The organism is Nostoc sp. PCC 7107, from assembly GCF_000316625.1.
Taxonomy (GTDB): domain Bacteria; phylum Cyanobacteriota; class Cyanobacteriia; order Cyanobacteriales; family Nostocaceae; genus Nostoc_B.
Genome location: NC_019676.1, coordinates 4,558,922 through 4,582,042, shown reverse-complemented (window position 1 = coordinate 4,582,042; position 23,121 = coordinate 4,558,922). Strand labels below are relative to the sequence as shown.

The 23,121-nt window shown below is 39.5% G+C and carries 21 protein-coding genes and 1 CRISPR repeat array; of the genes, 9 read left to right on the top strand and 12 right to left on the bottom strand.

Annotation, left to right across the window (positions count from 1 at the left end; genetic code table 11):
* Positions 1–255: 255 nt before the first annotated feature.
* Positions 256–1,035 (top strand): D-alanyl-D-alanine carboxypeptidase family protein, encoded by a 780-nt coding sequence (locus NOS7107_RS19565; RefSeq protein ID WP_253274463.1) that lies wholly within the window; start codon positions 256–258, stop codon positions 1,033–1,035.
* Between the two features lie 16 nt (positions 1,036–1,051).
* On the opposite strand, the gene NOS7107_RS19560 is transcribed toward NOS7107_RS19565, so the two are convergent.
* Entirely contained in the window at positions 1,052–2,152 is a 1,101-nt protein-coding gene (locus NOS7107_RS19560) for a hypothetical protein (protein WP_015114676.1), read from the bottom strand.
* Between the two features lie 197 nt (positions 2,153–2,349).
* On the opposite strand from NOS7107_RS19560, the gene NOS7107_RS19555 reads away from it, so the two are divergent.
* From NOS7107_RS19555 to NOS7107_RS19545, 3 genes are all read left to right on the top strand, one after another.
* On the top strand, positions 2,350–3,021 hold the full coding sequence (locus NOS7107_RS19555) for a Mo-dependent nitrogenase C-terminal domain-containing protein (RefSeq protein WP_015114675.1): 672 nt from the start codon (positions 2,350–2,352) through the stop codon (positions 3,019–3,021).
* A gap of 142 nt (positions 3,022–3,163) precedes the next feature.
* Positions 3,164–4,192, top strand: a complete 1,029-nt coding sequence (gene obgE / locus NOS7107_RS19550) for a GTPase ObgE (protein ID WP_015114674.1) — start codon at positions 3,164–3,166, stop codon at positions 4,190–4,192.
* A 101-nt stretch (positions 4,193–4,293) separates the two neighbouring features.
* Positions 4,294–4,875: a Uma2 family endonuclease gene (locus NOS7107_RS19545; protein WP_015114673.1), complete on the top strand. Its 582-nt coding sequence runs from the start codon at positions 4,294–4,296 to the stop codon at positions 4,873–4,875.
* An 11-nt stretch (positions 4,876–4,886) separates the two neighbouring features.
* On the opposite strand, the gene NOS7107_RS19540 is transcribed toward NOS7107_RS19545, so the two are convergent.
* The 3 genes from NOS7107_RS19540 to NOS7107_RS29475 form a co-directional block, all read right to left on the bottom strand.
* The gene (locus NOS7107_RS19540) at positions 4,887–6,014 is read right to left on the bottom strand and encodes an acyltransferase family protein (RefSeq protein WP_015114672.1); all 1,128 of its coding nucleotides are present in this window, start codon (positions 6,012–6,014) and stop codon (positions 4,887–4,889) included.
* Between the two features lie 671 nt (positions 6,015–6,685).
* On the bottom strand, positions 6,686–7,009 hold the full coding sequence (locus NOS7107_RS19535; RefSeq protein WP_253274462.1) for a hypothetical protein: 324 nt from the start codon (positions 7,007–7,009) through the stop codon (positions 6,686–6,688).
* Between the two features lie 309 nt (positions 7,010–7,318).
* Positions 7,319–7,507, bottom strand: a complete 189-nt coding sequence (locus NOS7107_RS29475) for a hypothetical protein (RefSeq protein ID WP_044500166.1) — start codon at positions 7,505–7,507, stop codon at positions 7,319–7,321.
* Between the two features lie 549 nt (positions 7,508–8,056).
* Between NOS7107_RS29475 and NOS7107_RS19525 the strand changes: the two genes are divergently transcribed.
* Together NOS7107_RS19525 and NOS7107_RS19520 are read left to right on the top strand one after the other, a co-directional pair.
* A complete protein-coding gene (locus tag NOS7107_RS19525) occupies positions 8,057–8,293 on the top strand; it encodes a hypothetical protein (protein ID WP_015114669.1) in 237 nt (78 codons plus the stop codon).
* A gap of 37 nt (positions 8,294–8,330) precedes the next feature.
* Entirely contained in the window at positions 8,331–8,603 is a 273-nt protein-coding gene (locus NOS7107_RS19520) for a hypothetical protein (RefSeq protein ID WP_044500164.1), read from the top strand.
* Positions 8,604–8,663: 60 nt separating this feature from the next.
* On the opposite strand, the gene NOS7107_RS19515 is transcribed toward NOS7107_RS19520, so the two are convergent.
* Positions 8,664–9,221: a Uma2 family endonuclease gene (locus tag NOS7107_RS19515; RefSeq protein ID WP_015114667.1), complete on the bottom strand. Its 558-nt coding sequence runs from the start codon at positions 9,219–9,221 to the stop codon at positions 8,664–8,666.
* A gap of 265 nt (positions 9,222–9,486) precedes the next feature.
* On the opposite strand from NOS7107_RS19515, the gene NOS7107_RS19510 reads away from it, so the two are divergent.
* Positions 9,487–11,136, top strand: coding sequence for an iron uptake porin (locus NOS7107_RS19510; protein WP_015114666.1), 1,650 nt, complete (start codon positions 9,487–9,489; stop codon positions 11,134–11,136).
* A gap of 108 nt (positions 11,137–11,244) precedes the next feature.
* Here NOS7107_RS19510 and NOS7107_RS19505 read toward each other — a convergent pair whose 3' ends face one another.
* Genes NOS7107_RS19505 through NOS7107_RS19495 form a run of 3 tightly spaced genes read right to left on the bottom strand, consistent with a single transcriptional unit; the run spans position 11,245 to position 13,244 of the window.
* Positions 11,245–11,619 carry a hypothetical protein gene (locus tag NOS7107_RS19505; RefSeq protein WP_015114665.1) on the bottom strand — a complete coding sequence of 125 codons (375 nt, stop codon included), beginning with the start codon at positions 11,617–11,619 and terminating at the stop codon, positions 11,245–11,247.
* Positions 11,616–11,972 carry a DUF5674 family protein gene (locus NOS7107_RS19500; RefSeq protein WP_015114664.1) on the bottom strand — a complete coding sequence of 119 codons (357 nt, stop codon included), beginning with the start codon at positions 11,970–11,972 and terminating at the stop codon, positions 11,616–11,618. The genes NOS7107_RS19505 and NOS7107_RS19500 overlap by 4 nt, the downstream gene beginning before the upstream one ends.
* A gap of 18 nt (positions 11,973–11,990) precedes the next feature.
* Positions 11,991–13,244 (bottom strand): ABC transporter ATP-binding protein, encoded by a 1,254-nt coding sequence (locus NOS7107_RS19495; RefSeq protein WP_015114663.1) that lies wholly within the window; start codon positions 13,242–13,244, stop codon positions 11,991–11,993.
* A 185-nt stretch (positions 13,245–13,429) separates the two neighbouring features.
* Between NOS7107_RS19495 and NOS7107_RS19490 the strand changes: the two genes are divergently transcribed.
* Complete coding sequence (locus tag NOS7107_RS19490; protein WP_015114662.1) at positions 13,430–14,683, top strand: FAD-dependent oxidoreductase; 1,254 nt, start codon at positions 13,430–13,432, stop codon at positions 14,681–14,683.
* 296 nt (positions 14,684–14,979) lie between these two features.
* Positions 14,980–18,087: direct repeats of the CRISPR family, unit length 37 nt; unit sequence GTTTCAATCCCTAATAGGGATTAGTTTGAATTGCAAT.
* Between the two features lie 248 nt (positions 18,088–18,335).
* Here NOS7107_RS19490 and NOS7107_RS19485 read toward each other — a convergent pair.
* Entirely contained in the window at positions 18,336–19,727 is a 1,392-nt protein-coding gene (locus NOS7107_RS19485) for a 1-acyl-sn-glycerol-3-phosphate acyltransferase (RefSeq protein ID WP_015114661.1), read from the bottom strand.
* A gap of 176 nt (positions 19,728–19,903) precedes the next feature.
* Between NOS7107_RS19485 and NOS7107_RS19480 the strand changes: the two genes are divergently transcribed.
* Complete coding sequence (locus tag NOS7107_RS19480) at positions 19,904–20,623, top strand: class I SAM-dependent methyltransferase (RefSeq protein ID WP_044500162.1); 720 nt, start codon at positions 19,904–19,906, stop codon at positions 20,621–20,623.
* A 121-nt stretch (positions 20,624–20,744) separates the two neighbouring features.
* Here the strand turns inward: NOS7107_RS19480 and NOS7107_RS19475 are convergent, their stop codons facing one another.
* From NOS7107_RS19475 to apcB, 3 genes are all read right to left on the bottom strand, one after another.
* Positions 20,745–21,980, bottom strand: a complete 1,236-nt coding sequence (locus NOS7107_RS19475) for an LL-diaminopimelate aminotransferase (RefSeq protein ID WP_015114659.1) — start codon at positions 21,978–21,980, stop codon at positions 20,745–20,747.
* A 124-nt stretch (positions 21,981–22,104) separates the two neighbouring features.
* Positions 22,105–22,239 carry an element excision factor XisI family protein gene (locus NOS7107_RS19470; RefSeq protein ID WP_253274461.1) on the bottom strand — a complete coding sequence of 45 codons (135 nt, stop codon included), beginning with the start codon at positions 22,237–22,239 and terminating at the stop codon, positions 22,105–22,107.
* A gap of 263 nt (positions 22,240–22,502) precedes the next feature.
* On the bottom strand, positions 22,503–23,012 hold the full coding sequence (gene apcB / locus NOS7107_RS19465) for an allophycocyanin subunit beta (RefSeq protein WP_015114658.1): 510 nt from the start codon (positions 23,010–23,012) through the stop codon (positions 22,503–22,505).
* Between the last annotated feature and the right edge of the window lie 109 nt (positions 23,013–23,121).

Below are 23,121 nucleotides of genomic sequence, written 5' to 3'. Positions count from 1 at the left end.
TGCGGCTTGTTAATAAAAAAGCTATCAAAAGAACTAGTTATCTAGTAGTAGTGAATTTCTAAAATTTAGGAATTATAATTATTAGCTGAGTTTAGATAAACAAATTTAGTTTATTTTAACCAAAATGTCTCAAATGTGACTAATTTTCTAGTATTTACGCATATCACAAGCAGAAAATATATCTATAATTTTAATAATTTAATGAAACATCTAATTAAAAAAGCGAAATTCATTTTTATTGCTATTTTCATTTGTATGTCATTGGTCGCTAGTAATAGTATCCAACGCTTTCAAATTGCAACAAATTCCCCATCAATAAATCAATGCTTAGTTACCGCTGTGACTGGCTGTAGTGCTAATGCCCAAGAACCAAGTATTCCTCCTAACCAGCCCGTAACTGAGGAAGAGCGTTTTGTTGCTGCAATTATGCCGAAATTAAAAGTAATGCCGACACCTGGAACTTTTGAATATACTTTATTACGTTCCTACGGTGCTGCATTTATCAATCCAGCCGATAATGTGAAATTGCCGCCAAAATTGATTTTTGACAATGAAGAAGATACACAAGAATTCCAATCTCAACTGACACTAGAGAAAGTTACTGGAACAAATGAATGTTATTTACAAAAATCAGCAGCAGATGCTTTAAATAAAGCCAGAGTACAGTTGAATATTCCCTTGAAATCAGGGTATGGTGCTAGTGATTGTATGCGTAGTTTTGCCACGAACTTAAGATTTTGGCATAAATATGCTAACAATAAAACTTTAGAAAAAGTCAAACAAGGTAGAGAAACTGCAATTCTAGGATTAGTTGCACCACCAGGAACATCGCAGCATATTTGGGGATTAGCGATTGATTTAGGTGTATCGAATCCAAAACAAAGACAAATTTTAAATCAAAATGGTTGGTTTCAAACTGTAGTTAAAGATGTACCCCACTGGACTTATCTTGGTGTGGCAGCAGAAGATTTGCCGAAGTTGGGTTTTAAAAATCAAGTTATTCAAGGAATTACTTATTGGTTAACACCTCTTTAAACAGGCAACAGGATTTTTAATCTTGATAAGTTTGTCGTAATACTTCTTCTATTGAACCTAATTTTTGAAACATTTCTATTAATTCATGTGATTTGCTATTGCGCTGCTCTAACATTACTTTCAATGGTGTTATTAACTTAAGATCAGGGTCATTATTCAAGGCGAATTCAGCAGATTGAATAACTTTTGTGGCATTAGCAAAAATATCTTCATTATCAAAGCCTTCTTTAGCGGAAATCTGGTGTAAAGCTGCATCGGGTGTAGTCACTCTACCCTGTAAAGTTTCATCTAATATCAAACCTTTTAATAATGCTAGTAATGCAGCATAAATATTAAAATCATCGCAACTATCAAAAGCTTTAAATTCAATGCGTCCAATTTCTGCGGGAATGCGGGCAACTTTTGTTAATGAAGGGATACTCAGAATTAATTCTTCTGATTTTTCGACAAAAACTAAAGCCGCTGAACGTTTACCTGTTCTGATAAAAGTCCTCACAGAAAGTCCTTCCCATAAACTCCCATTGTAAAAAGGAGAGCTATAAGTAAACGGGACAATATAGGGACTGTAATAAGTTAATTTTTTGCCAATATCAATTAAATGATCAGTAGACATATCTGCTACAGATATATTTAAATCTGGCCCGTAGCTAACCATATAAATATTAGCTGTTTGTTCGTCTGGATAAGCTTGTAGTTGTTTGATTTCGTAATCATTTAATGGGGGTTGAGGTGAAAAAACAGTTCTATAAGGGTTAAAACTAGCTAAAACTGGTATATATCCAAAACTCTCCGCTACATCCCGCAATAAATGAAAACTTTCGGATAATTCTTTGACTGCACCTTGAATAGTAGTATGTATAGTTGTTCTAATTTCGATACCTTTAGCTGAACAATCGATTGGTTGATCAGAATCAGCAAATCTTTCAAACCCTTCGATATACCATCTTTTCTTTTTAATCCCCGCATCGCCTACCCGCAGTTGAGGATAGTCGCTGGGATAGGTAGGCAATTTTTCTACAATTTGAGCAAAATCTGCAAACTTAGTGTGAGTAAAATCGGCAAACTTTCCTTCTTGGTTTAAGAATGCCACTTCATGTTCAATGCCAAAATAAAACATCGCTTATACGGGGATAAGTTTAATTAGAAAAAATTCTCAATTAAGAGTATTTTAACTTGCAGCGTCATCAGGAAGCGATCGCTCATAACTTGTAGTTAGGAAAATAGCAAATCTTAAAAGCCTGTTAGTTAAAGGCACAATCAGTTACCTTCAAGGGTAGCCTAGTATTCGCTGAGAGAAGTTTGAGGCTTAAGTGTATGACTAGTGTTGTGAAATCTCCATACAGTAGCGAACAAATTGCCGCTTGGTTACGTGGACTGCTAACAATTGCTTGGGCAGATGGTAACTTTGATGACCATGAACAGCAATTTATTGCCAGTTTCACTAAAGAAGAATTAGCACCTAGCCTAAAATGGGAGTCTTTAGAGGTAATTACCCCAGAGGACTTAGCGGCCGCCCTAGGTAAAGGTACACCAGCCGCCGAAAATTTTTTACGTACAGCTGTGATGGTAGCGATCGCTGATGGTACATATTCTTCTAGCGAAGATCAAGTTCTCCACCAATTTTGCCAAGCTTTAGGACAACCAGAAAACATCATCGAAGCCCTACGTCATACCCTGGAAATTCAAGACCATCTGGTTTCTGCACCAGGTCTATCTCAAATACCACCCCATTTACCACTCAACTCTCTGCGCGAATGGTTAGATGGGTTAGATGTACAAGACCCCAGAGTTGCCAGATTCTTATGTAAAATGATTCCCTCTCAGTGTCCCTTTGAGCGCGATGTTACTTTATTTGGACGCAAAATTGTTCACATCCCACCTTTGTGTAAGATTAATCCACTATACGAGCAACTCGTTGGTTTACGTTTCCGCGCCCTTTCCTATTTAGCAGATGACTGTGGCGAGGATGTCACGCCGTATATTTGAGTGCTGAGTCACTAAAAATTTGCCGAGATGTAAACCCTCTTTGCAACTTCTCGCTGAGTGGTGAGTTAAAAGTAGAGAATAAAGATAAAGCATTGATTAAAAAACTTATAATTTAAAACTCACTCCTCAGCGCTTTCAGAATATGAAATTCATTGATCAAGTAGAAATTCAAGTTGAAGCAGGTAAAGGTGGCGATGGTATTGTCGCCTTCCGCAGAGAAAAGTATGTACCTGCTGGCGGCCCGTCTGGCGGAAATGGTGGACGTGGTGGTTCTGTCATTTTCAAGGCTGTAGAAAGCCTCCAAACCCTATTGGACTTTAGATATAACCATCTTTTTAAGGCAGAAAACGGCGGTCGAGGCGGCCCGAATAACTGCACGGGTGCATCTGGCAAAGATTTAATCATCGAAGTTCCCTGCGGGACAACAATTTATGATGCTGAAACTGATGAAATTATTGGCGATTTAATTAAACCAGAACAAACTCTAGTCATTGCTGAAGGCGGTAAAGGTGGGCTAGGAAATCAGTATTTCTTAAGTAACCGCAACCGCGCCCCAGAATACGCCCTCCCAGGTTTAGAAGGGGAAAGAAAAATGCTCCGGCTGGAGTTGAAACTACTAGCAGAAGTGGGAATTATTGGTTTGCCAAATGCTGGTAAATCTACCTTAATTTCATCTTTATCAGCAGCACGTCCGAAAATTGCCGATTATCCTTTTACTACCCTGGTGCCAAATTTGGGTGTAGTACGGAAGCCTAGTGGTGATGGTACAGTTTTTGCCGACATTCCCGGATTAATTGAAGGCGCAGCCGACGGTGCAGGTTTGGGACATGATTTTTTACGTCATATTGAGCGCACACGAGTGCTATTACACTTGATTGATGCAACTAGTGATGATGTCATCAGAGATTACAATACAATTCAACAAGAATTGGAAGCTTATGGACGAGGTTTAGCAAATCGTCCGCAAATTTTAGCACTGAATAAAATTGACGCAGTTGATAGAGAAGAAGTTGATTTAGAAGCACTATCCACCCAATTAAATCATCTTGCTTATGCTCCGGTTTTTGTGATTTCTGCGGTTACTCGAACTGGCTTAGATCCAATGTTACAGGAACTTTGGGGAATTCTCGATCAAATGAATGCTGTTGAAGCAGAGCAGGTATTGAGTTGAGTTAACTTAAAATAAAACAACAGATATACTCAGATAAATTATCTGTGTCTATCTGCGGTTAATTACTAATTATTTTGGCTTTTGTTAAAAGTCTCATAGTTATGCAGTTACAAGAACAACGCTATTATTCGCCGGAAGAATACCTCGAACTAGAGGTAAATTCTGAGGAAAAACATGAATATATTGATGGGCAAATCATTCTAATGGCAGGTGGAACACCAGATCACAGTCAAATTGCGCTTAATTTAGGTGGTATAGTCAACTTCCTTCTCAAGCGTCAGCCTTATCGAGCCTTTGTTACAGATCAGCGTCTATGGATACCTAACAGGCGAATTCTCACTTACCCTGATGTGATGGTGATGAAAACTCCTTTGGAATTCCAAGAAGGAAGACGAGACACTTTAGTTAACCCAGTATTTATTGCTGAGGTGTTGTCAAAATCTACTAAAAGTTATGACCGCGATGAAAAGTTTGCTGCTTATCGGACAATTCCTAGCTTTCAAGAATATATTCTGATTGATCAGTATAAAATACACGTTGAGCAGTATTGCAAAACTGAAAATAATAAGTGGATATTTTCTGAATATGAAGATGCAGATGTGCTGTTAAGTTTAGCTGCTGTTCCTTGTCAGGTTTTGCTGGGGGATATTTACGATAAAGTGGATTTTAGTGTGGAGGAGTAATATAAATTCGATTAGACTTTGAGAAACCAGCGTTGGCGATACATTAATATCGCTACAGCCCACCATAATAAGACTGTGACTAAGGCAAATAGTAGTGAACCGTTAAAAGTGCCTGCCCAAGATGCAAAGATGTTTTGATAAATCCAGTTGTAGGTGCTGAGGACGGTTTCGCCTGTACCGATTTTGGTTTTGGCGAGGATTTTAATTAATAATACAGATGCGACGAAAAGAGCGATCGCATTTAAGCCCATAATTTCAAATGGTTTACTCCAGCGTTTGATTAATCGCACTTCAATCAGTTCGTAACAAGCAGCTAGTAAGAGTAATGCCCAACCACTGGTAAAAATAACGTAAGAACTTGTCCACAGTTTTTTGTTAATGGGGAATACCCAACCCCACGCCCAACCAATAATTAAGCAGCCCATACCAAATAAAATCAACCCTACACTTGTCCGTGTTTGCACTGGCTGTTTACGTATCCATTGCCCTGTGAAGTAGCCAGCAAGAACACTAACAACAGCAGGTATGGTGCTGAAAAGTCCTTCTGGGTCTCCCATGCTTTTGAAACCATCACCAGCATACAGATGCGTTTGAGGGATAATTAGGCGGTCAAAATATGCACCAAAGTTACCTTCCCGTGTCAGTACACCAGCACCATATTCGGGAACTGGTACATACATCATGGTTAACCAATAACCGATGAGTAAGACTGCGGCTAGTATCCATTGTCCTTTGCGTGGTAGGTTGAGAACTGCCAAGGAAGCTAACAGGTAACTTAAGCTGATGCGCTGCAACACTCCCATGATGCGGATGCTGCTGAAATCAAAAGTCCCAACGCCTTTGTTCCAAAATACATTTAACAATAAACCTAAAGCAAACAAGATGGCTGCACGGCGGAAGATTCGCAAATAAACAGTAGAAGTTGGTTTATTGTCTGCGGTGTATTTTGACAAAGAAAATGTCATTGCCACACCAACAATAAATAAAAAGAAGGGAAATACTAAATCAGTTGGTGTGCAACCATGCCAATCAGCGTGGGCTAAGAGAGGATACACATCATCTGCTACTCCCGCCATGTTGACGAGAATCATTGCAGCAATGGTGATGCCACGAAAAACATCCAGTGAAGTCAGGCGCATAGATGGAATGTTGTGTTCAGAGTCTAAACGGTTGCTTGTTATGATACTTCAGTGACAATGAACACTTGACAATATTTACTGAGTACTTTGCTATGTCACAAAAAGCGATCGCCTTTTTCTCACCTAAATGCTTTTTCGCATAACTATACACCAGTTAACTTTCTGGCTACAATCTTTAGAAAACAGTTAGTAAGGATGAGCGATCGCTCTCTTAACAAAATCTCAAGAGCTAATTATCAAAGGACGATGAGTTTTTATGTGTATTTAGTTTATATGTACTATAGCTATTTCCAGTTAAGTGAGGTACAGAACTAATGTTTTTGAACGCAGAGGGGCGCAGAGTCAAGCACAAAGTTGAGGCAGCGCGATCTTGGGGGGGTTTCCCACATGAGCGACTGCCGACCCAGAGAGAAGTTGCTTGGAGGGAAACCCTCCAAGCAAACTTCGGTGGGGTTGCCTAATTTTATTAGCAATGTATTTAGTACTTCAGCAAATTAGGAAATGCTATAAATAGCAGTATTGTGTCAGCAAACTCTAGTTTTTGGTGAGATGCAGCCATAAACCGACGCGCACGGTACTTAGTGAGATTTGAGCCTGAGTTTGAAGCGGTATAGCTCATTTAACAGAGCCAAGTCTAATATTCAGGTAAATGCACCTTATCTACTACTTATTTATGAATTAAATGATTTTTCAGATGATCTTTCAGACGATCTTTCAGATGATTTTTCAGATGATTTTTCCTGCTTGGCTTTTTTGACTAATTCCATATAAATATTAATCTCACTCACTTCTACATCATGTTCAATTTTAGTTACCTTCCAATTTTCTTTATTGATGTAAATTTCTTCGCCTATTCTGGGAATAAATGGTAAATCATAGAGTTTTTTTAGATAATCTTTTTGTTTTTCTTCCCATAATATTACTTTAACAATATCTCTACTCATAGTTAGCTTATCCTGTTTTGCGAGTAAACAAAAGTCACTGTTTAATGACATTCATTTCGCAAGTTTATCTTATTTATCCAATCCAATAGCGTAGTTTAAACCACATTATTTATAAGATTGCAGTTAAATTTTTGAGGATTTTTTTGGTGTTACCTTATGTTTACGCTCATATCACAGTAGTGTTGCTAACAGTTGAGCGATCGCATCTTGATAATTTATTGGCAAAATAGGTTCTTACCTCACACACAATAGAGATTAAACTCAATGACATACATTGTCTCCCAAATCACCAGTGTGCAGAGGTTTGGATTTAGGAGACATGTTTGTCATTTTTATCGCGCTCAATTTAAAGTGAAATATTCAATCCTGAATAATGAGAATTTTCTGCTTCAAATAATGCTGAAGTAATTTATCATTCTTAATAAAATCCCGAATTTCCGTTAGCTGTTCACTGCTAATTTCAGTTTCTCCAGGCACAAAACACATCCCTAAAATAAGTATATGAGGTGGAAGATATTTGCCTGTTTGTTTATATTTTACTATTGCCACACATTCACCATTTTTTATCTTTTATCAGGGCATTGCTATATATAAATAGACTATGCTAAGTTATGTAACTAATGCCCAAGAGCAAGATACGTATTAGATAGTCTTGTGATCAAACCAATTTACTCTTGTGGCACTATCCCTTTTCAGAGATTCTGATGTTTAGTTATTGTCACAATCTAACAATTTTATAAAAAAATTGCAGTTTTAACTAAATAAACAGAAAAAATGCTAAGTGTAGTCGATCACATAGCCGAAAATAATTCTCGCCCATCTAATCATAACATCCTCTACAAAGAAGGCTATGTGTAAATATTGTTTCAATAAACTCTATAATCCTGATGCAGAGGGAGTTTTAGTCGAAAATCACCCACAGTTATGAATTAACTATATAAGTCTTAATTCTTGAGCCAGGAACTTTTGTTGACTCTTCGAGCAGCTAATATCTTGATTTTAGTACACTTTTGTCGATTGATTAATTTTTAGACACAAATTACGCACAAACAAAGAAACTGTGCAAATATAAAGAAAAGCTTAAGAGGTTAGAGGCTCATGATCACCACTAAAATGATGCAACAGCTGTGGGCTGTAATAGAGTCTACTAATGTCAGCACCTTGCTCCAATTTGATGATGTGGCTTTAGTACAACTGCTTTTCCAGCAATTAAATACCCACCAGGAAGACGATATACAGGGAGATAGCCACCTTAATGCTTATATACAATCTAAACTGCCTCTAATTCGAGACACTGCTGAAGGCAGATTATCGTTTGGGACAGATAATCACTAATATTAAAAGTAATACAAAAGTTTACCAATCAAATATGATGAGTCACTGGCTCGGTATTGCGCTTGTAGCTTATCTAATTGGCGCGGCGATTGAAGGGATAAGTACAGCCAGTCAGCTATCTCATTCATTGCCAGAAATAACCAAAGATATGCAATCCCAGCCATCAGAATCGGCTAATCAACTTGAGGAAAAGTGGCGTGTTTTGGCGGCTATTTCCTCTGTAAGTATTTGTGGAGCTTGTATTTGGCCTTGCCGTCTGCTTCACCGTTTAATCAAAAAGAAAGTTTTATCTGAGAATTCATCTGATTGAAGTATCTCGATATAATACTGGACATAGTGACAAATTTCCCAATATTAAACTTGAAAATATTTATGGTATTCCCGCTTGTTGAAAAATTTGTGCGGGTGTAATTTGTAGGGCTTCAAATAAAGAATCTTCTAAACTATCTTCACCAGCTTTTGTTTGTGGGTGTGCATCAGGATAAAAAACAGTAACGGTTTTAGCTTTTGCATCCACAACCCAAACTCTCAAAACACCTGCTTCCAGATAATCTGTTGCTTTTGCACTCATTTCACCAAAAGTTTGGTCAGGCGAGATAATTTCTATTGCTAAGTCTGGCGGTATGGGACAAGCTTCATCTTCAATGACATCCCTAGTGAGGCGAGAGTATGAAACATAAAGTAAATCTGGTACAGGAACCCAGTCTCGACTTTGGCGTTTTAACGTAACTGCCCATTCAACACCAACTTCACCACGATTTTTCGCCCACGGCGTTAAAAGTTGAGTCAAAGCCAAAGTTAAACGTGAATGAAATCTTTTTGGTGCCATTTTGGGTTTTGCTTCTCCATTCACTAATTCGTAGGTGATATCGCCTTCCGGTAGGGCGAGAAATTCTTTGAGTGTGAGTTGAGATTTGATTTGAGTCATAAATATCGCATCTCCTTGAAGGTTTAGTTTATTATCTCTGATCGCTTAATGGTCGGCATTGCTGAAAACATCAAGCTAATTTTGATGCCGAGATAATGGAGATAAAACCGCTAAACCAAGAGTTTACACTGAGAAATATAAAAAAATAGAGAAGTTTTGGCACAATAGCAGCTAAATCAGCAAAAGAGAAAATAAAGTATTATGGGATACATTTAGAAGACCGGGATCGCGTCATTCTAACAAAACAGTGTGAGGAAGAAAGAACATGTCTCATTTATTGTGGAAAACACTAGTGTTATCTCCAGTATGCTTAGGCGTAGCTGTTTTATTTTCCGCGAAGGTAGTAGCAGCTGAGATTGAAACCGAGTCACCAACACCTCAACAACAGTTAATTTCTCAAGCCAAAACTGAAGAAAATCAAGTTTTAGAACAAGTCAACCAATATAGTCTTGACGGTAAAAACCAAAATTCTTTATCTCAAGTCACATCAGTTTCGCAGTTTTCCGATGTACAGCCCACAGATTGGGCATTTCAAGCATTGCAATCTTTAGTTGAACGCTACGGATGTATTGCTGGTTATCCTAACGGCACTTATCGCGGTAATCGTGCTTTGACACGTTATGAATTCGCCGCCGGGTTAAACGCTTGTTTAGATAGAGTTAATGAACTGATTGCGACAGCAACGGCTGACTTAGTAACAAAACAAGACTTAGCTACCCTTCAGCGTTTGCAAGAAGAATTTTCCGCAGAATTGGCAACTTTACGCGGCAGAGTAGATGCACTAGAAGCACGCACCGCCGAATTGGAGGCCAATCAATTTTCTACCACTACCAAACTTGTTGGTGAGGCTGTTTTTGCTGTCACCGATAGCTTTGGCGACAACGACAACAATAACACCGTTTTCCAAGATAGGGTGCGTCTCGATTTTCAAACCAGCTTTACTGGTAAAGATATCCTACATACCCGGATTGCCACTGGTAATGCCAGTGTTTTACCTTTAGCAAACGACACTTACGAAGGAACGCAAACATTTAACGTGTTCCTCGGTAGCAACAATAGCGCGTTTATCGATTGGTTAGCTTATTACTTCCCTGTCGGTAACTCGCAAATTTACGTTGCAGCTACTGGCGGTATTCATAGCGATTACGTTCCTACCGTTAACCCCTACTTTGAAGATTTTGACGGTGGTAATGGTGCTTTATCTACCTTTGCTTCGGAAAGTCCAATTTATCGCATCGGTGGCGGTGCAGGTGCGGCGCTAAACTTAGCTTTTGGTGGTAGTGGAACTTTTAAACCTTCTTTAACTTTGGGTTATTTGGCATCTGAACCAAATAATCCCAATTCGGGTTCAGGTTTATTTAATGGTAACTATGCAGCCTTAGCACAATTAAACTTGAATGTGGGCGATCGCCTGACCTTAGCTGCCACCTACGTTAACGGGTATCATGGTGCAGGTAGCGCCTTATTTGATTTCGGCTCAGTATCCACTGGTGTTGTTGGTACTCGACAAGCTAACCGCCAAGACTTTGATGGTAGCGGTAGCGCCTTTGTCAGTAATTCCTATGGTTTTGAAGCAGCTTTCAAACCTAGCGATAAACTTTCCATTAGTGGTTTTGTGCTGTACAGCCAAGTGACAGGCTTTGGCGCTAATGATGATGATGATATTTGGAGTTATGGATTAGGTGTAGCTCTACCTGATTTAGGTAAAAAAGGCAATGTTTTAGGTATTTTTGGCGGTGCTCAACCTTATGCTGGGAGTGGTAATAACAACACTCCATACCACATTGAAGGTTTCTATAAATACCGAGTTAGCGATAACATTTCCATTACACCTGGTGTGATTTGGTTAACTAATCCTGGTCAAACTTCTGATGATGCCATCATCGGTACTTTAAGAACCACCTTTGTTTTCTAAAGGTTTTCAGGTTTTCATCAATAAACGGTATTTCTCAATAAGAAATACCGTTTATTTTTGAGGATTTTGGTTAGTAGCATTTGTGAAAAACTAACAGGTGAATCAAGTTTATGCGCTGAGTGATTCTGGTTCTGTGGCAGCTATTTCTAAAACTCGATGTAACCAATCCTGTATTTGTTGGAATGCAAATTGCTTTTGTTCAGAATCAGACCAGATGTTGTCCCAATGGAATAGCCAACGAGTCAGAAGACGAACTAAGTCAACTAACTCTGCGGCTCGGTCAATATCATCTGCTTTTACCATATCTGGTACAGTCCATTCAATAAAGTATCGGATTTCATCAACCAAAACCAGTATTAAATCTGAGGATGATGCCTGAGTCCACAAAGATTGAATTTGTGACAAATGTGTAGCTACATGATGCAATCGAGTAGGAATATCATCTTGCATAAAAATTTGCTGTTTTGGGGTCACTTCGATCATAGATTTCCTAGGAATTCGACAATAATTTGAGCGACTCTTTCTCTAATATTAGGGTCTAAAATCTCCATTGAGCGATTTTGCCGAGGACGAAGATTAACCATAGAATCATAGATAATTTTTTGGGTTAAAGGCATAAAGCTGGCAGCCCAAATAACTTGCTGCCTACTACCATCATCTAGCAATTTTTCTTCACAATCAGCGTGCAGACCACCTCCACCAACCAGTACCCGCCATTCAATATCAACAGCAGTTTTGATATTGAATTTGTGCTGTTGCAGCATCTGTTCAAGTTGTTTAGGTGTGGCGCGTTCGTCCAAGACGTTGGCGCAGCCATCGCGTAACAACAGAATCATGGAAATGCTATTTTACTGTTAAGAATTATTCGTCGAGAATATAGCTAAATCCGTTTCTGGGTCAAAAAAGTGAATTTTTTCGGGATTTATTGATAACCATAATTGTTCACCAACACTTAGCTGTCTGTCTGTGGGAACTCTAACTTGCAAGTAAGGCGCACTAGAAGCTACTGGCGAGTCTGGTTCAGTTAGTCTGACACTCAAGAAAGCATCGTTACCCAGATTTTCTACCAAGTCTACTTTTACTGGCAGATTTTTAGTCGCAGGTAAACTCAGGTTTAAGTGTTCGGGACGAATGCCTAAAATTAAAGTTTGTTTATCATATTTTTGCAGTGCTTTTCCCCAAGTTTCTGGGAGTGTGAAACGAAATAGGGAATGGGTAATTAACAATGGTGCATGAAATTCTACAGGAATAAAATTCATCGGTGGTGAACCAATAAATTCAGCCACAAAGCGGTTAGCTGGACGGTTATAGAGTTCTAATGGAGAAGCAAGCTGTTGAATTTGCCCTTGATTCATGATGGCGATGCGATCGCCCATTGTCATTGCTTCTGTTTGGTCGTGAGTCACATAAATCGTTGTTGTGCCTAATTGTCGCTGCAATTTGACAATTTGAGCGCGAGTTTCCGCCCGCAATTTGGCATCTAAGTTAGATAATGGCTCATCCATTAAAAATACTTGAGGATCACGGGCGATCGCTCTTCCTAATGCAACCCGTTGTCTTTGTCCCCCAGAAAGTTGTTTGGGTAAGCGATTCAGCAGCATTTCAATTTGTAACAACTGCGCCACAGACCGCACCTGTGTCTCAATTAATCTTTCTTTTGGCGAAACATAACGCAGCCCTTTAGGTAATTTCTTCGTTCCCCCCACCAAAAGATTTTCCGCCCAATTAGGCATTTTCTCTCCCCGGCTTCCCTGTTCCCTCCGACGCAACCCAAAAGCAATGTTGTCATACACCGTCATGTGGGGATAGAGGGCGTAATTTTGAAACACCATTGCAATGTCTCGTTCTTTGGGTGGTAGATCATTGATTAAGCGATCGCCTACTAAAATATTGCCACCAGTCAGCGTTTCCAAGCCAGCAATTAACCGCAATAGGGTACTTTTACCACAGCCAGAAGGCCCCACCAGCACCATAAACTCACCATCGGCGATAGTCAGGTTAATGCGTCGCAAAACATTAAGATTATCTGCACGTTCTTGGGCTGCATTACTTTCGCCCTTACGAGGGGGGAAACTTTTATAAACGTTTTCTAAAATTACTTGTGCCACAGGTATTAGTTATTGTCATAAGTCATTAATCATAAGTCATTGATCATTACTAAAAAATAAACGACCAATGACCAAGGACATTTTAGCGATAATACATCTTCCCTATGACTACAAAAAGTTAAAAAAATCGCCGCCACTAGAAAAAGCCAACTACCCTTGATTTAGGGCTACCTAGAGGTGTTGTGATGACTAACCATCTACCGACAAATCCTATCCCAGACTCAAGTGTTAACCCAGCCCATGAGATTGTAGACTCACAAACCACCGATTGTTGCATTGTGGGTGGTGGCCCAGGCGGGGCTGTTTTAGCGTTGTTATTGGCGCGTCAAGGCATATCGGTGATGTTGCTAGAAGCGCATAAGGATTTTGACCGCGACTTTCGGGGAGACACAATTCATCCATCAGTCATGCAAATTATGGATGAATTGAGTTTAAGCGATCGCTTATTACAATTACCCCATACCAAAATACGCCAAATTAATGTCAAAACCCCAGAAGGTAGTTTTACTTTGGCAGATTTTAGCCACCTCAAAACACCTTATCCTTACATCACAATGTTGCCACAAGTGAAATTTCTGGAGTTTATCACCCAAGAAGCGCAACAATATCGTCATTTTCAGTTAGTTATGGGTGCGAATGTCCAAGAATTAATTGAGGAAGATGGCACAGTTAAAGGAGTCCGTTATCGCGGTGGGGGTGGTTGGCACGAAGTCCGCGCTATGCTCACAGTTGGTGCAGATGGTCGCCACTCACGGCTAAGACAGATGGGCGGATTTGAATCCATTGAAACTTCGCCACCGATGGATATACTTTGGTTTCGCTTACCCCGCCATCCCGAAGATTTTGAAGGCGGAATGGGGCGTTTTGCGCCTGGTCATATCGTAGCGATGCTTGACCGTGGTGATGAGTGGCAAATTGCTTATGTGATTCCCAAAGGAGGATATCATCAACTGCGGGCGGCGGGTTTGGAAGAGTTAAAAAAATCTGTAGTTGAAGTTATGCCAGAATTAAGCGATCGCCTATCTAGCGTTCAAGATTGGTCACAAGTCGCCTTTCTCTCAGTAGAATCAAGCCGTGTGAAGCGTTGGTATCGTTCGGGATTATTACTTATTGGTGATGCGGCTCATATTATGTCACCCGTTGGGGGAGTAGGGATTAACTACGCCATTCAAGATGCAGTCGTAGCCGCCAACGTTTTGAGTAAACCTCTACAACGCAAACACATAGAACTAAATGATTTAGCCAAAGTGCAGCGTCAACGAGGGTTACCCACACGCATCATCCAAGCATTTCAGACATTAATTCAAAAGCGAGTATTTGCCCCAGTACTATCTACTAATGGCACTTTTCAACCCCCAGGGTTTTTACGTTTGCCATTTTTGCGCGACTTACCCGCCAGATTGATTGCTTTGGGTGTGTTTCCTGTTCATGTTAAATAGTCAATAAACTCGTTATTCTCTCTGCGCCTCTGCGTGAGATATATCATCCCGCAATTATCCAACATTCTTGATTCTTTTTTTAGAATAAAAATGTAGGTTGGGTGGAACGAAGTGTAACCCAACAATATCAAAATATTTGAATTTTGGAAAAGAATAATTTTAAGTCTCACGCAAAGGCGCAAAGGCGCAAAGAATTAAATGCTAATAGAGTTTAGTGCAGGTTAAAACTCTTTTTTTAAACGAACCACAAAGGACGCAAAGGACACAAAGAGAATAATAAATGCTTCACTGAATTATATTGAATCCCTAATAGGGATTAGTTTGAATTGCAATACCAGTTTCAATGCAAGGTTGGCGACACTGTATATACCGGTTTCAATCCCTAATAGGGATTAGTTTGAATTGCAATTTAATGTGTTTACGCAATTTAGAAAATTCATCATTAGAAAGTTTCAATCCCTAATAGGGATTAGTTTGAATTGCAATGTCTGAGTTCGTGATAGTCTTCATAATTCGCATTGTTTCAATCCCTAATAGGGATTAGTTTGAATTGCAATCTTAGAACTATTCCCCGATGGCATGATTCCCATGCGTGTTTCAATCCCTAATAGGGATTAGTTTGAATTGCAATTACCTACCACAAAACGAATATTTAGATACGATATTAATTTTTGTTTCAATCCCTAATAGGGATTAGTTTGAATTGCAATCTTAGAAAAAACCTCCTTTAGTGTCTTGTACTTCAAAGAGTTTCAATCCCTAATAGGGATTAGTTTGAATTGCAATTTTAATCATCGGAAAGCTTTATAAGTACCTGTTTATGTTTCAATCCCTAATAGGGATTAGTTTGAATTGCAATTTCAGCGTCTATGTCATACGCGATATTTATAGCTGTTTCAATCCCTAATAGGGATTAGTTTGAATTGCAATCAGGCTTGTCTGTCAAAAGACAAGCAGAAATTGAGGTTTCAATCCCTAATAGGGATTAGTTTGAATTGCAATAACGATTAAAGCTCTCAAAGCCTATGAAGATTATAAATTTGTTTCAATCCCTAATAGGGATTAGTTTGAATTGCAATATGCAGGCCACTTGTGAATGCGATCGCAAATCAAGTTTCAATCCCTAATAGGGATTAGTTTGAATTGCAATAGAGTAGATACTGGAGGCATTACTAAATATGAAATGTTTCAATCCCTAATAGGGATTAGTTTGAATTGCAATAACTGGACAAGTTTACTTTCTCCAGCACAACCAGCCTCGTTTCAATCCCTAATAGGGATTAGTTTGAATTGCAATCACTATCAAAATACTTGCAAACTACAAACAAATGACTAGTTTCAATCCCTAATAGGGATTAGTTTGAATTGCAATATATTGAGGTGGCGATCGCCTGTTTGCTTGGTCAATGTTTCAATCCCTAATAGGGATTAGTTTGAATTGCAATTCTCTAATTTGCGAATACGCTCGTATCCGTAATTGTTTCAATCCCTAATAGGGATTAGTTTGAATTGCAATGACTTAGTAAGCAAGGAAGATGCTGAAACTAACCGTTTCAATCCCTAATAGGGATTAGTTTGAATTGCAATCTTAACGTCTAAAGAGTTAGATATGATAGTATCTGTTTCAATCCCTAATAGGGATTAGTTTGAATTGCAATGGTTAATTGGACGTAAGGGCTGGCAAACTGGAGATGTTTCAATCCCTAATAGGGATTAGTTTGAATTGCAATATGCTGCAAAAGTGTCTTATTTTCAAGGTGAAAAGTTTCAATCCCTAATAGGGATTAGTTTGAATTGCAATTTGTGTTGCACGCTATGGTATATTGTTTACGGTAGTTTCAATCCCTAATAGGGATTAGTTTGAATTGCAATGCTTGTCCTAAATATTTTACTTTTACAGGTAAGCGTTTCAATCCCTAATAGGGATTAGTTTGAATTGCAATATCAAATAAAAAGCCGCTTAGGTGCGGCTCAGGAAAGTTTCAATCCCTAATAGGGATTAGTTTGAATTGCAATCATTTTGACTGGTCGGGCAATGGTCGATATTCTCGTTTCAATCCCTAATAGGGATTAGTTTGAATTGCAATTTTCTCAATCCACCGGGGACGCTCATGTACTGGTAGTTTCAATCCCTAATAGGGATTAGTTTGAATTGCAATAAGTTTATTATAAATACAATGCCCAGCGATGCAGCAGTTTCAATCCCTAATAGGGATTAGTTTGAATTGCAATTTGGTACTTATGAACTGCAATGCTGTGCTATCCGAAGTTTCAATCCCTAATAGGGATTAGTTTGAATTGCAATTCTACTAGAGTTAGCCTCCTGATAGGCCTTGCATCTATGTTTCAATCCCTAATAGGGATTAGTTTGAATTGCAATTGGCGACCGCGGAGGCTACACCGCAGCTAAACCAACAGTTTCAATCCCTAATAGGGATTAGTTTGAATTGCAATTTATTTTGCTGCTTTTGCTGATAAGTAGATCCGATGTTTCAATCCCTAATAGGGATTAGTTTGAATTGCAATTAGTTATTGATGAAAAAAATGAAATCCTCAAAGGGCATAGTTTCAATCCCTAATAGGGATTAGTTTGAATTGCAATCTGGCAGAGAATTTGTTATTCATCTCTGCAACAGTTTCAATCCCTAATAGGGATTAGTTTGAATTGCAATTAGCTGGGTTGGGTTTAATACGGCGATGTTCCAAGTTTCAATCCCTAATAGGGATTAGTTTGAATTGCAATCTAATTTGATGCAAGTTAGCTGGGAAAGGCTTTGCTGTTTCAATCCCTAATAGGGATTAGTTTGAATTGCAATTTTTACGCCAGAAAAGTATGCTTCAGTAGAGACTTTAAGTTTCAATCCCTAATAGGGATTAGTTTGAATTGCAATTTTCACCACCGTTCGGTTTGGTGACTTTGCCCTCGTTTCAATCCCTAATAGGGATTAGTTTGAATTGCAATGTAATTTGTTTTGTTTGCTTCAATCCTTGTTGGGCTGCTACGTTTCAATCCCTAATAGGGATTAGTTTGAATTGCAATAGAAAGATGGGGTGCTTTAGTGCAAATCAAGGTTGAGGTTTCAATCCCTAATAGGGATTAGTTTGAATTGCAATATCAAAGGCTCAAACAAATACTTGAGCCAGCGTTAGTAAGTTTCAATCCCTAATAGGGATTAGTTTGAATTGCAATGCTAAAACTAGTTTTAATATTATTACTGTTAATAGTTTCAATCCCTAATAGGGATTAGTTTGAATTGCAATTTATTAGGTAAAACAATTCTGTTTCCTACTTCTGCATGTTTCAATCCCTAATAGGGATTAGTTTGAATTGCAATCTTTTGCTAATGGTAGCGGCGATTTAAATTCTGTTTCAATCCCTAATAGGGATTAGTTTGAATTGCAATCGCGGGAGCCAGAAAGGCGGTCTGTATTTGGTTTTCAAGGTTCGATTTCGCGGATGGGCTAATTATAACACCAGATAATGTCAATTGATTTGCGTGAAATCTCTGAAACCCAGGCAGAATAATCTGCGCGGACGATTTTAATTTATTTTTTCTGCAAAACCCTGCGCTGAAAGGAATACAGCCATTTTTGCGGAATGCTAATTTTCTACACCTACCCATCCGCGCTTTTGGTCAAAATCAACAATAAATTAACTAATCAAATTCTCCAATGCTGTCTGCAAATCTTGTGTCAAAGTACTGGCTGCTTGTCTGGCTGCATGACGGTTATTTTGCGCTTTTTTCCAGCGTTCGGTGACGGAAATTGGTTCACCTACACTAATTTGCACTTGTCGCAAACCTAAGCTTGGTCTTCCTGGTAATGTTGAGTCTTTGATTCGGGTCAGCATATCATACATAAGTAAGGCTGTCTCAGCAAACCTTTCGGATGTAGGTTGTTCTTGGAGATATGTTTCGGTGATGGCGACAAAACTTTCTACTATTCTCATGTGCTGCATTCGCAAATCTGCTTCTTCAGCAATCCAATCTGCCAGTCCGCGTTTCAAAGGTGGTAGTTTATGAATATCGGCAATGTCTTCTCGGTAAATATAATTCCAACCTGCATCTTCTAAACGGCGACAGCGGTCTATAAAGTTTCCCTGTGCTTGGATATTAAAATATTGTTCAGCAACTTTTAAGCTTGTATCTAATAAACGATGCAGTCGAGGAATTAATGTTTGATTAGGTATTTGGGGTAAGTCTTGATGATAAAAGTGCCGATAAAATTCTTCCATCTCGGTAATGAGATGTTCACCCAGCCGACAAATGCGCTGATGATAAATTTCGGCTGAGTTGTTAATTGCAGACTGAGAAATTGACTGCACTGCTAAACCGCTATCTGCTTCTAATTTACTTAATAACCAATTTAGTTTTGTCCAAGGTGGCTGAACATAACGATATTGAATGGCTACTGGTACTATAAATACTGTTTCAGTGCGATCGCTTTTTTGCAAGTCGTCTACACACCAAAAACCTAATTGCGCCACACCGGGTTCTAAGGGGCTAACTATGCCACTATGACCATTAGTACCACCTTCTGGGGCAACGGCGATCGGCATTTTCCCATTAGCAAATAAATCTCGTGCTGTTTGAATAGCCAACCTGTCAACTCGTCTCCCCCGGCGTACAGGAACACCGCCAACGCGGGAAAATAACCAACCCAGCCAGTTTCCCGCCCATAAAGTCATCCCTCGTTCATAAATAAAGTGGCTATGAATTGGTTCTTGTAACTTGATACCATGCTGACGGGCGGCTTTGGGGACAAGGCGCGACAGCAGATACAGCATACACAGTGGATCTTCTACCTCTGGGTGGCGAAATGCGATCAAAAAGCGGATTTTGCCTGCTTGGAATTTCTGATATAGTTCGGCTAATATCTCTGCGTTCTCGGCTTCTATTTTCACCACACCCGCAGTTAACCAAGGTCGTGTGCGAAACCGTAAGATAAATGGCAATAACCACCGCATCATCTGGAGCGCCAGGGGGTTAAAATTTTGGGGAATAAATTTTAATGGTGGTTGAGTGGAGTGTATCGTTTTAGGCAAGCGTCTCTCCAGATGATGTTTCTTGCGATTGTACAATATGAGCTTTAGGTTGTAGTGTGAGCGTTGACACGTTCGCCCAGCGTCTCGAAGAAAAGCGTCTTGTCGTGAGACATCGCGCCCATTTTTTCCCGCCAACTACAGTCTATAATCAACCATCCACAGCAGAAAATAAGCTAATGTCTAAGCAGTCTCCCAGTTTTCCGTTTAACTCCAATAATCCTCACTCCGATAAATGGCAGGAAAGAACATCACAAGTAGCTTATCGCTTCAACCGCCAATATCAAAACCAAACTTTTGAACTGCCACCAGAAGTTCAATCCATGCCAATATATCAAGAATGGAAAGCGGGGATATTGGCTGGGAGGGCTGTTTCTCCTTTCTGGGAAATTGCACAACCGCAGAAAAATCAACATTGCTTAGATATTGGTTGCGGTGTCAGCTTTTTGATTTATCCTTGGCGTGATTGGCAAGCATTTTTTTATGGGCAAGAAATTAGTAATATAGCGCGAGATACCCTTAATTCTCGTGGTTCTCAACTTAACTCCAAGCTATTCAAAGGTGTAGAGTTAGGCGGGGCGCATCATTTAAATTATGGTTTAGATCAGTTTGATTTGGCGATCGCAACCGGATTTAGTTGCTATTTTCCCTTGGAATACTGGAACACTGTTTTGGGAGAAGTTCAACGAGTTCTCAAATCTGGGGGACATTTCGTCTTTGATATCCTCAACCCACAACAGCCCCTATCCGAAGATTGGGCTGTGTTAGAAACTTATTTAGGTGCAGAAGTATTTTTAGAACCTCTAACTGAGTGGGAAAAAATGATCAAAGCTGCTGGTGCTAAAGTTGTTGCCCAGCAATCAGGCGAATTATTTGAATTATATAAAGTACGGTTTTAGTTCAGGGCGTTCCCATCTCATATTTAACAGGCTACATTTACTAGCTCTCATCAATCAATAGCCGCTGTATTTAATTATTCTAATTTGATAGTGCAAGGTGGGCATCGCCCACCACAAATATCTACACCTTAAACTTCTCAGTAATTCGTTTCATTGCTTCTTCTACATTTTCCCGATTGTTAAATGCAGAAATGCGGAAGTAGCCTTCACCCGCAGCGCCAAAGCCAGAACCAGGTGTACCGACAACATTGCAGGTATGCAGCAATTTATCAAAGAAATCCCAACTCGAAAGACTATTGGGAGTTTTCACCCACACGTAAGGCGCATTCACACCACCGTAAACAGCCAGTCCCGCGGCTATCAGTTTTTCTCGAATAATTTTGGCATTTTCTAAATAGAAACTCACCAAAGCCTTAGTTTGTGCTTGTCCATCTTCAAAATAAACTGCTTCCGCACCTCTTTGCACAATGTAGGACACACCGTTAAACTTGGTAGACTGGCGACGGTTCCAAAGTTTCCACAGTTCCACATCGGAACCGTCGGCGGCTTTGGCTTTTAAGGTTTTAGGTACAACAGTTAAGGCGCAACGCGTTCCCGTAAAACCTGCATTCTTAGAAAAGGAACGAAATTCGATCGCACAATCTCTTGCACCTTCAATTTCATAAATAGAATGGGGTAAGCTCGGATCTGTAATATATGCTTCGTAGGCTGCATCAAAGAAAATAATTGAACCGTTGGCTTTGGCGTAGTCTACCCACGCTTGAAGATATTCTTTGGTTGCAGTTGCACCAGTTGGGTTATTGGGAAAACACAGATAAATTAAATCGACCTTTTCCCTTGGAATTTCCGCTGTAAAGTTATTTTCTGCGGTAACAGGTAGATATACCAAACCTGCAAATTCACCTTTATCATTGGCTACACCTGTGTGTCCTGCCATCACATTGGTGTCTACATATACAGGATATACAGGGTCAGTTACAGCAATGATGTTGTTGTTACCAAAGATGTCGAGAATATTACCTGTGTCGCACTTGGAACCATCAGAAATAAAGATTTCGTCAGCATCTACTTCTGCGCCGCGTGCGTGGAAGTCGTGAGCCGCAATTTTTTCCCTTAACCAAGCATAGCCTTGTTCTGGCCCGTAGCCTTTAAAAGTTGTGCGATCGCCCATTTCTTCCACAGCTTTAATCATCGCTGTGCGACAAGCTTCTGGTAAAGGTTCAGTAACATCGCCAATTCCCAAACGAATTATTTTTGCATCAGGGTTAGCTTCGGCGAAAGCGTTTACCCGCCGCGCAATTTCCGGGAACAGATAACCAGCTTTGAGCTTCAGGTAGTTGTCGTTAATCGTTGCCATAGTCGATAGTGAAATACGCACTACAACAGCTTACAGCTAATTGCTCTTGACGATAGCACAGTTGCTTATGTCGAAGTTTCTTTATCTTTAACAATTGACATTTAGGTAAGATTTAATACATCAATCAAGATATAGCAAAATCGGTGTATTGGCGCAGTTTTGCGGGATGGAAACCCAAAACAATATCTTCGTGTGGGATACCTGCTGCTAACAATGCTTCTGCCACTGGCTCAGACGTACCATCATATTCAAATATCAATTGACGGATAATTTCCCGATAGCGAGTTAGTTTATTAATTTAATAATTCTCTCTAGTAGCCCGTCAGATAGCAAAAGACTTGTAATTCTGTTACCTGTCTCCTGTAACCTACTAAAAGTATAATTTTTGTAAAAAAGCGATCGCTCTTTTTCAAAAACAAGAGGCGATCGCTTTACAAAAATTTAGATAACAGACATCCACAGCAGCAATAAAAATACAGATTACTAGTCCCTAGTCTCTAGTCTCTGTTTCATGCTTGACTTCTAAACATCCTGCTCACTCAACTCGCGCGTGATATGGTCAAAAGGTTCATCCACAAAAGCAGTATTAGCTACACCTGCTGCTGCTACTTGTTCCTTAACCATATCCTTCATTAACTGGACACCACGAACTGTTGGGCCAATGGGTACACCTAGAGAATTGTAAGTTTCTCTCAAACCTTGGAGTACACGCTCATCCAAAACATTTGTGTTACCAGCAACCAGCGCATAAGTAGCGTAGCGGAGGTAATAGTCCATATCCCGCAGACAAGCCGCATAACGACGAGTTGTGTACGCATTTCCACCGGGACGAATCAATTCTGGTAGTTCTTCAAATAATTTAGAACCAGCCTGCTTGACAATTGAAGCAGCATTTGAATTGATAGCAGCCGCAGCTTGTACCCGTGCTGTACCACTATCAAAATAAGATTTCAGACTGTCGATCGCATTCCGGTCAAAATAACGTCCAGTTACGTCATAATTCTTAATTAAACTTGTGACTGCATCACGCATTCCTTTTTCTCCCAATCGTTGCTATCTATGGTTTGATATTTATTTGGCTGCACTTACGCACCAGTAAATTTTTGTGCTATTTAAAATAAGTTCTGCACAAAAACAATCT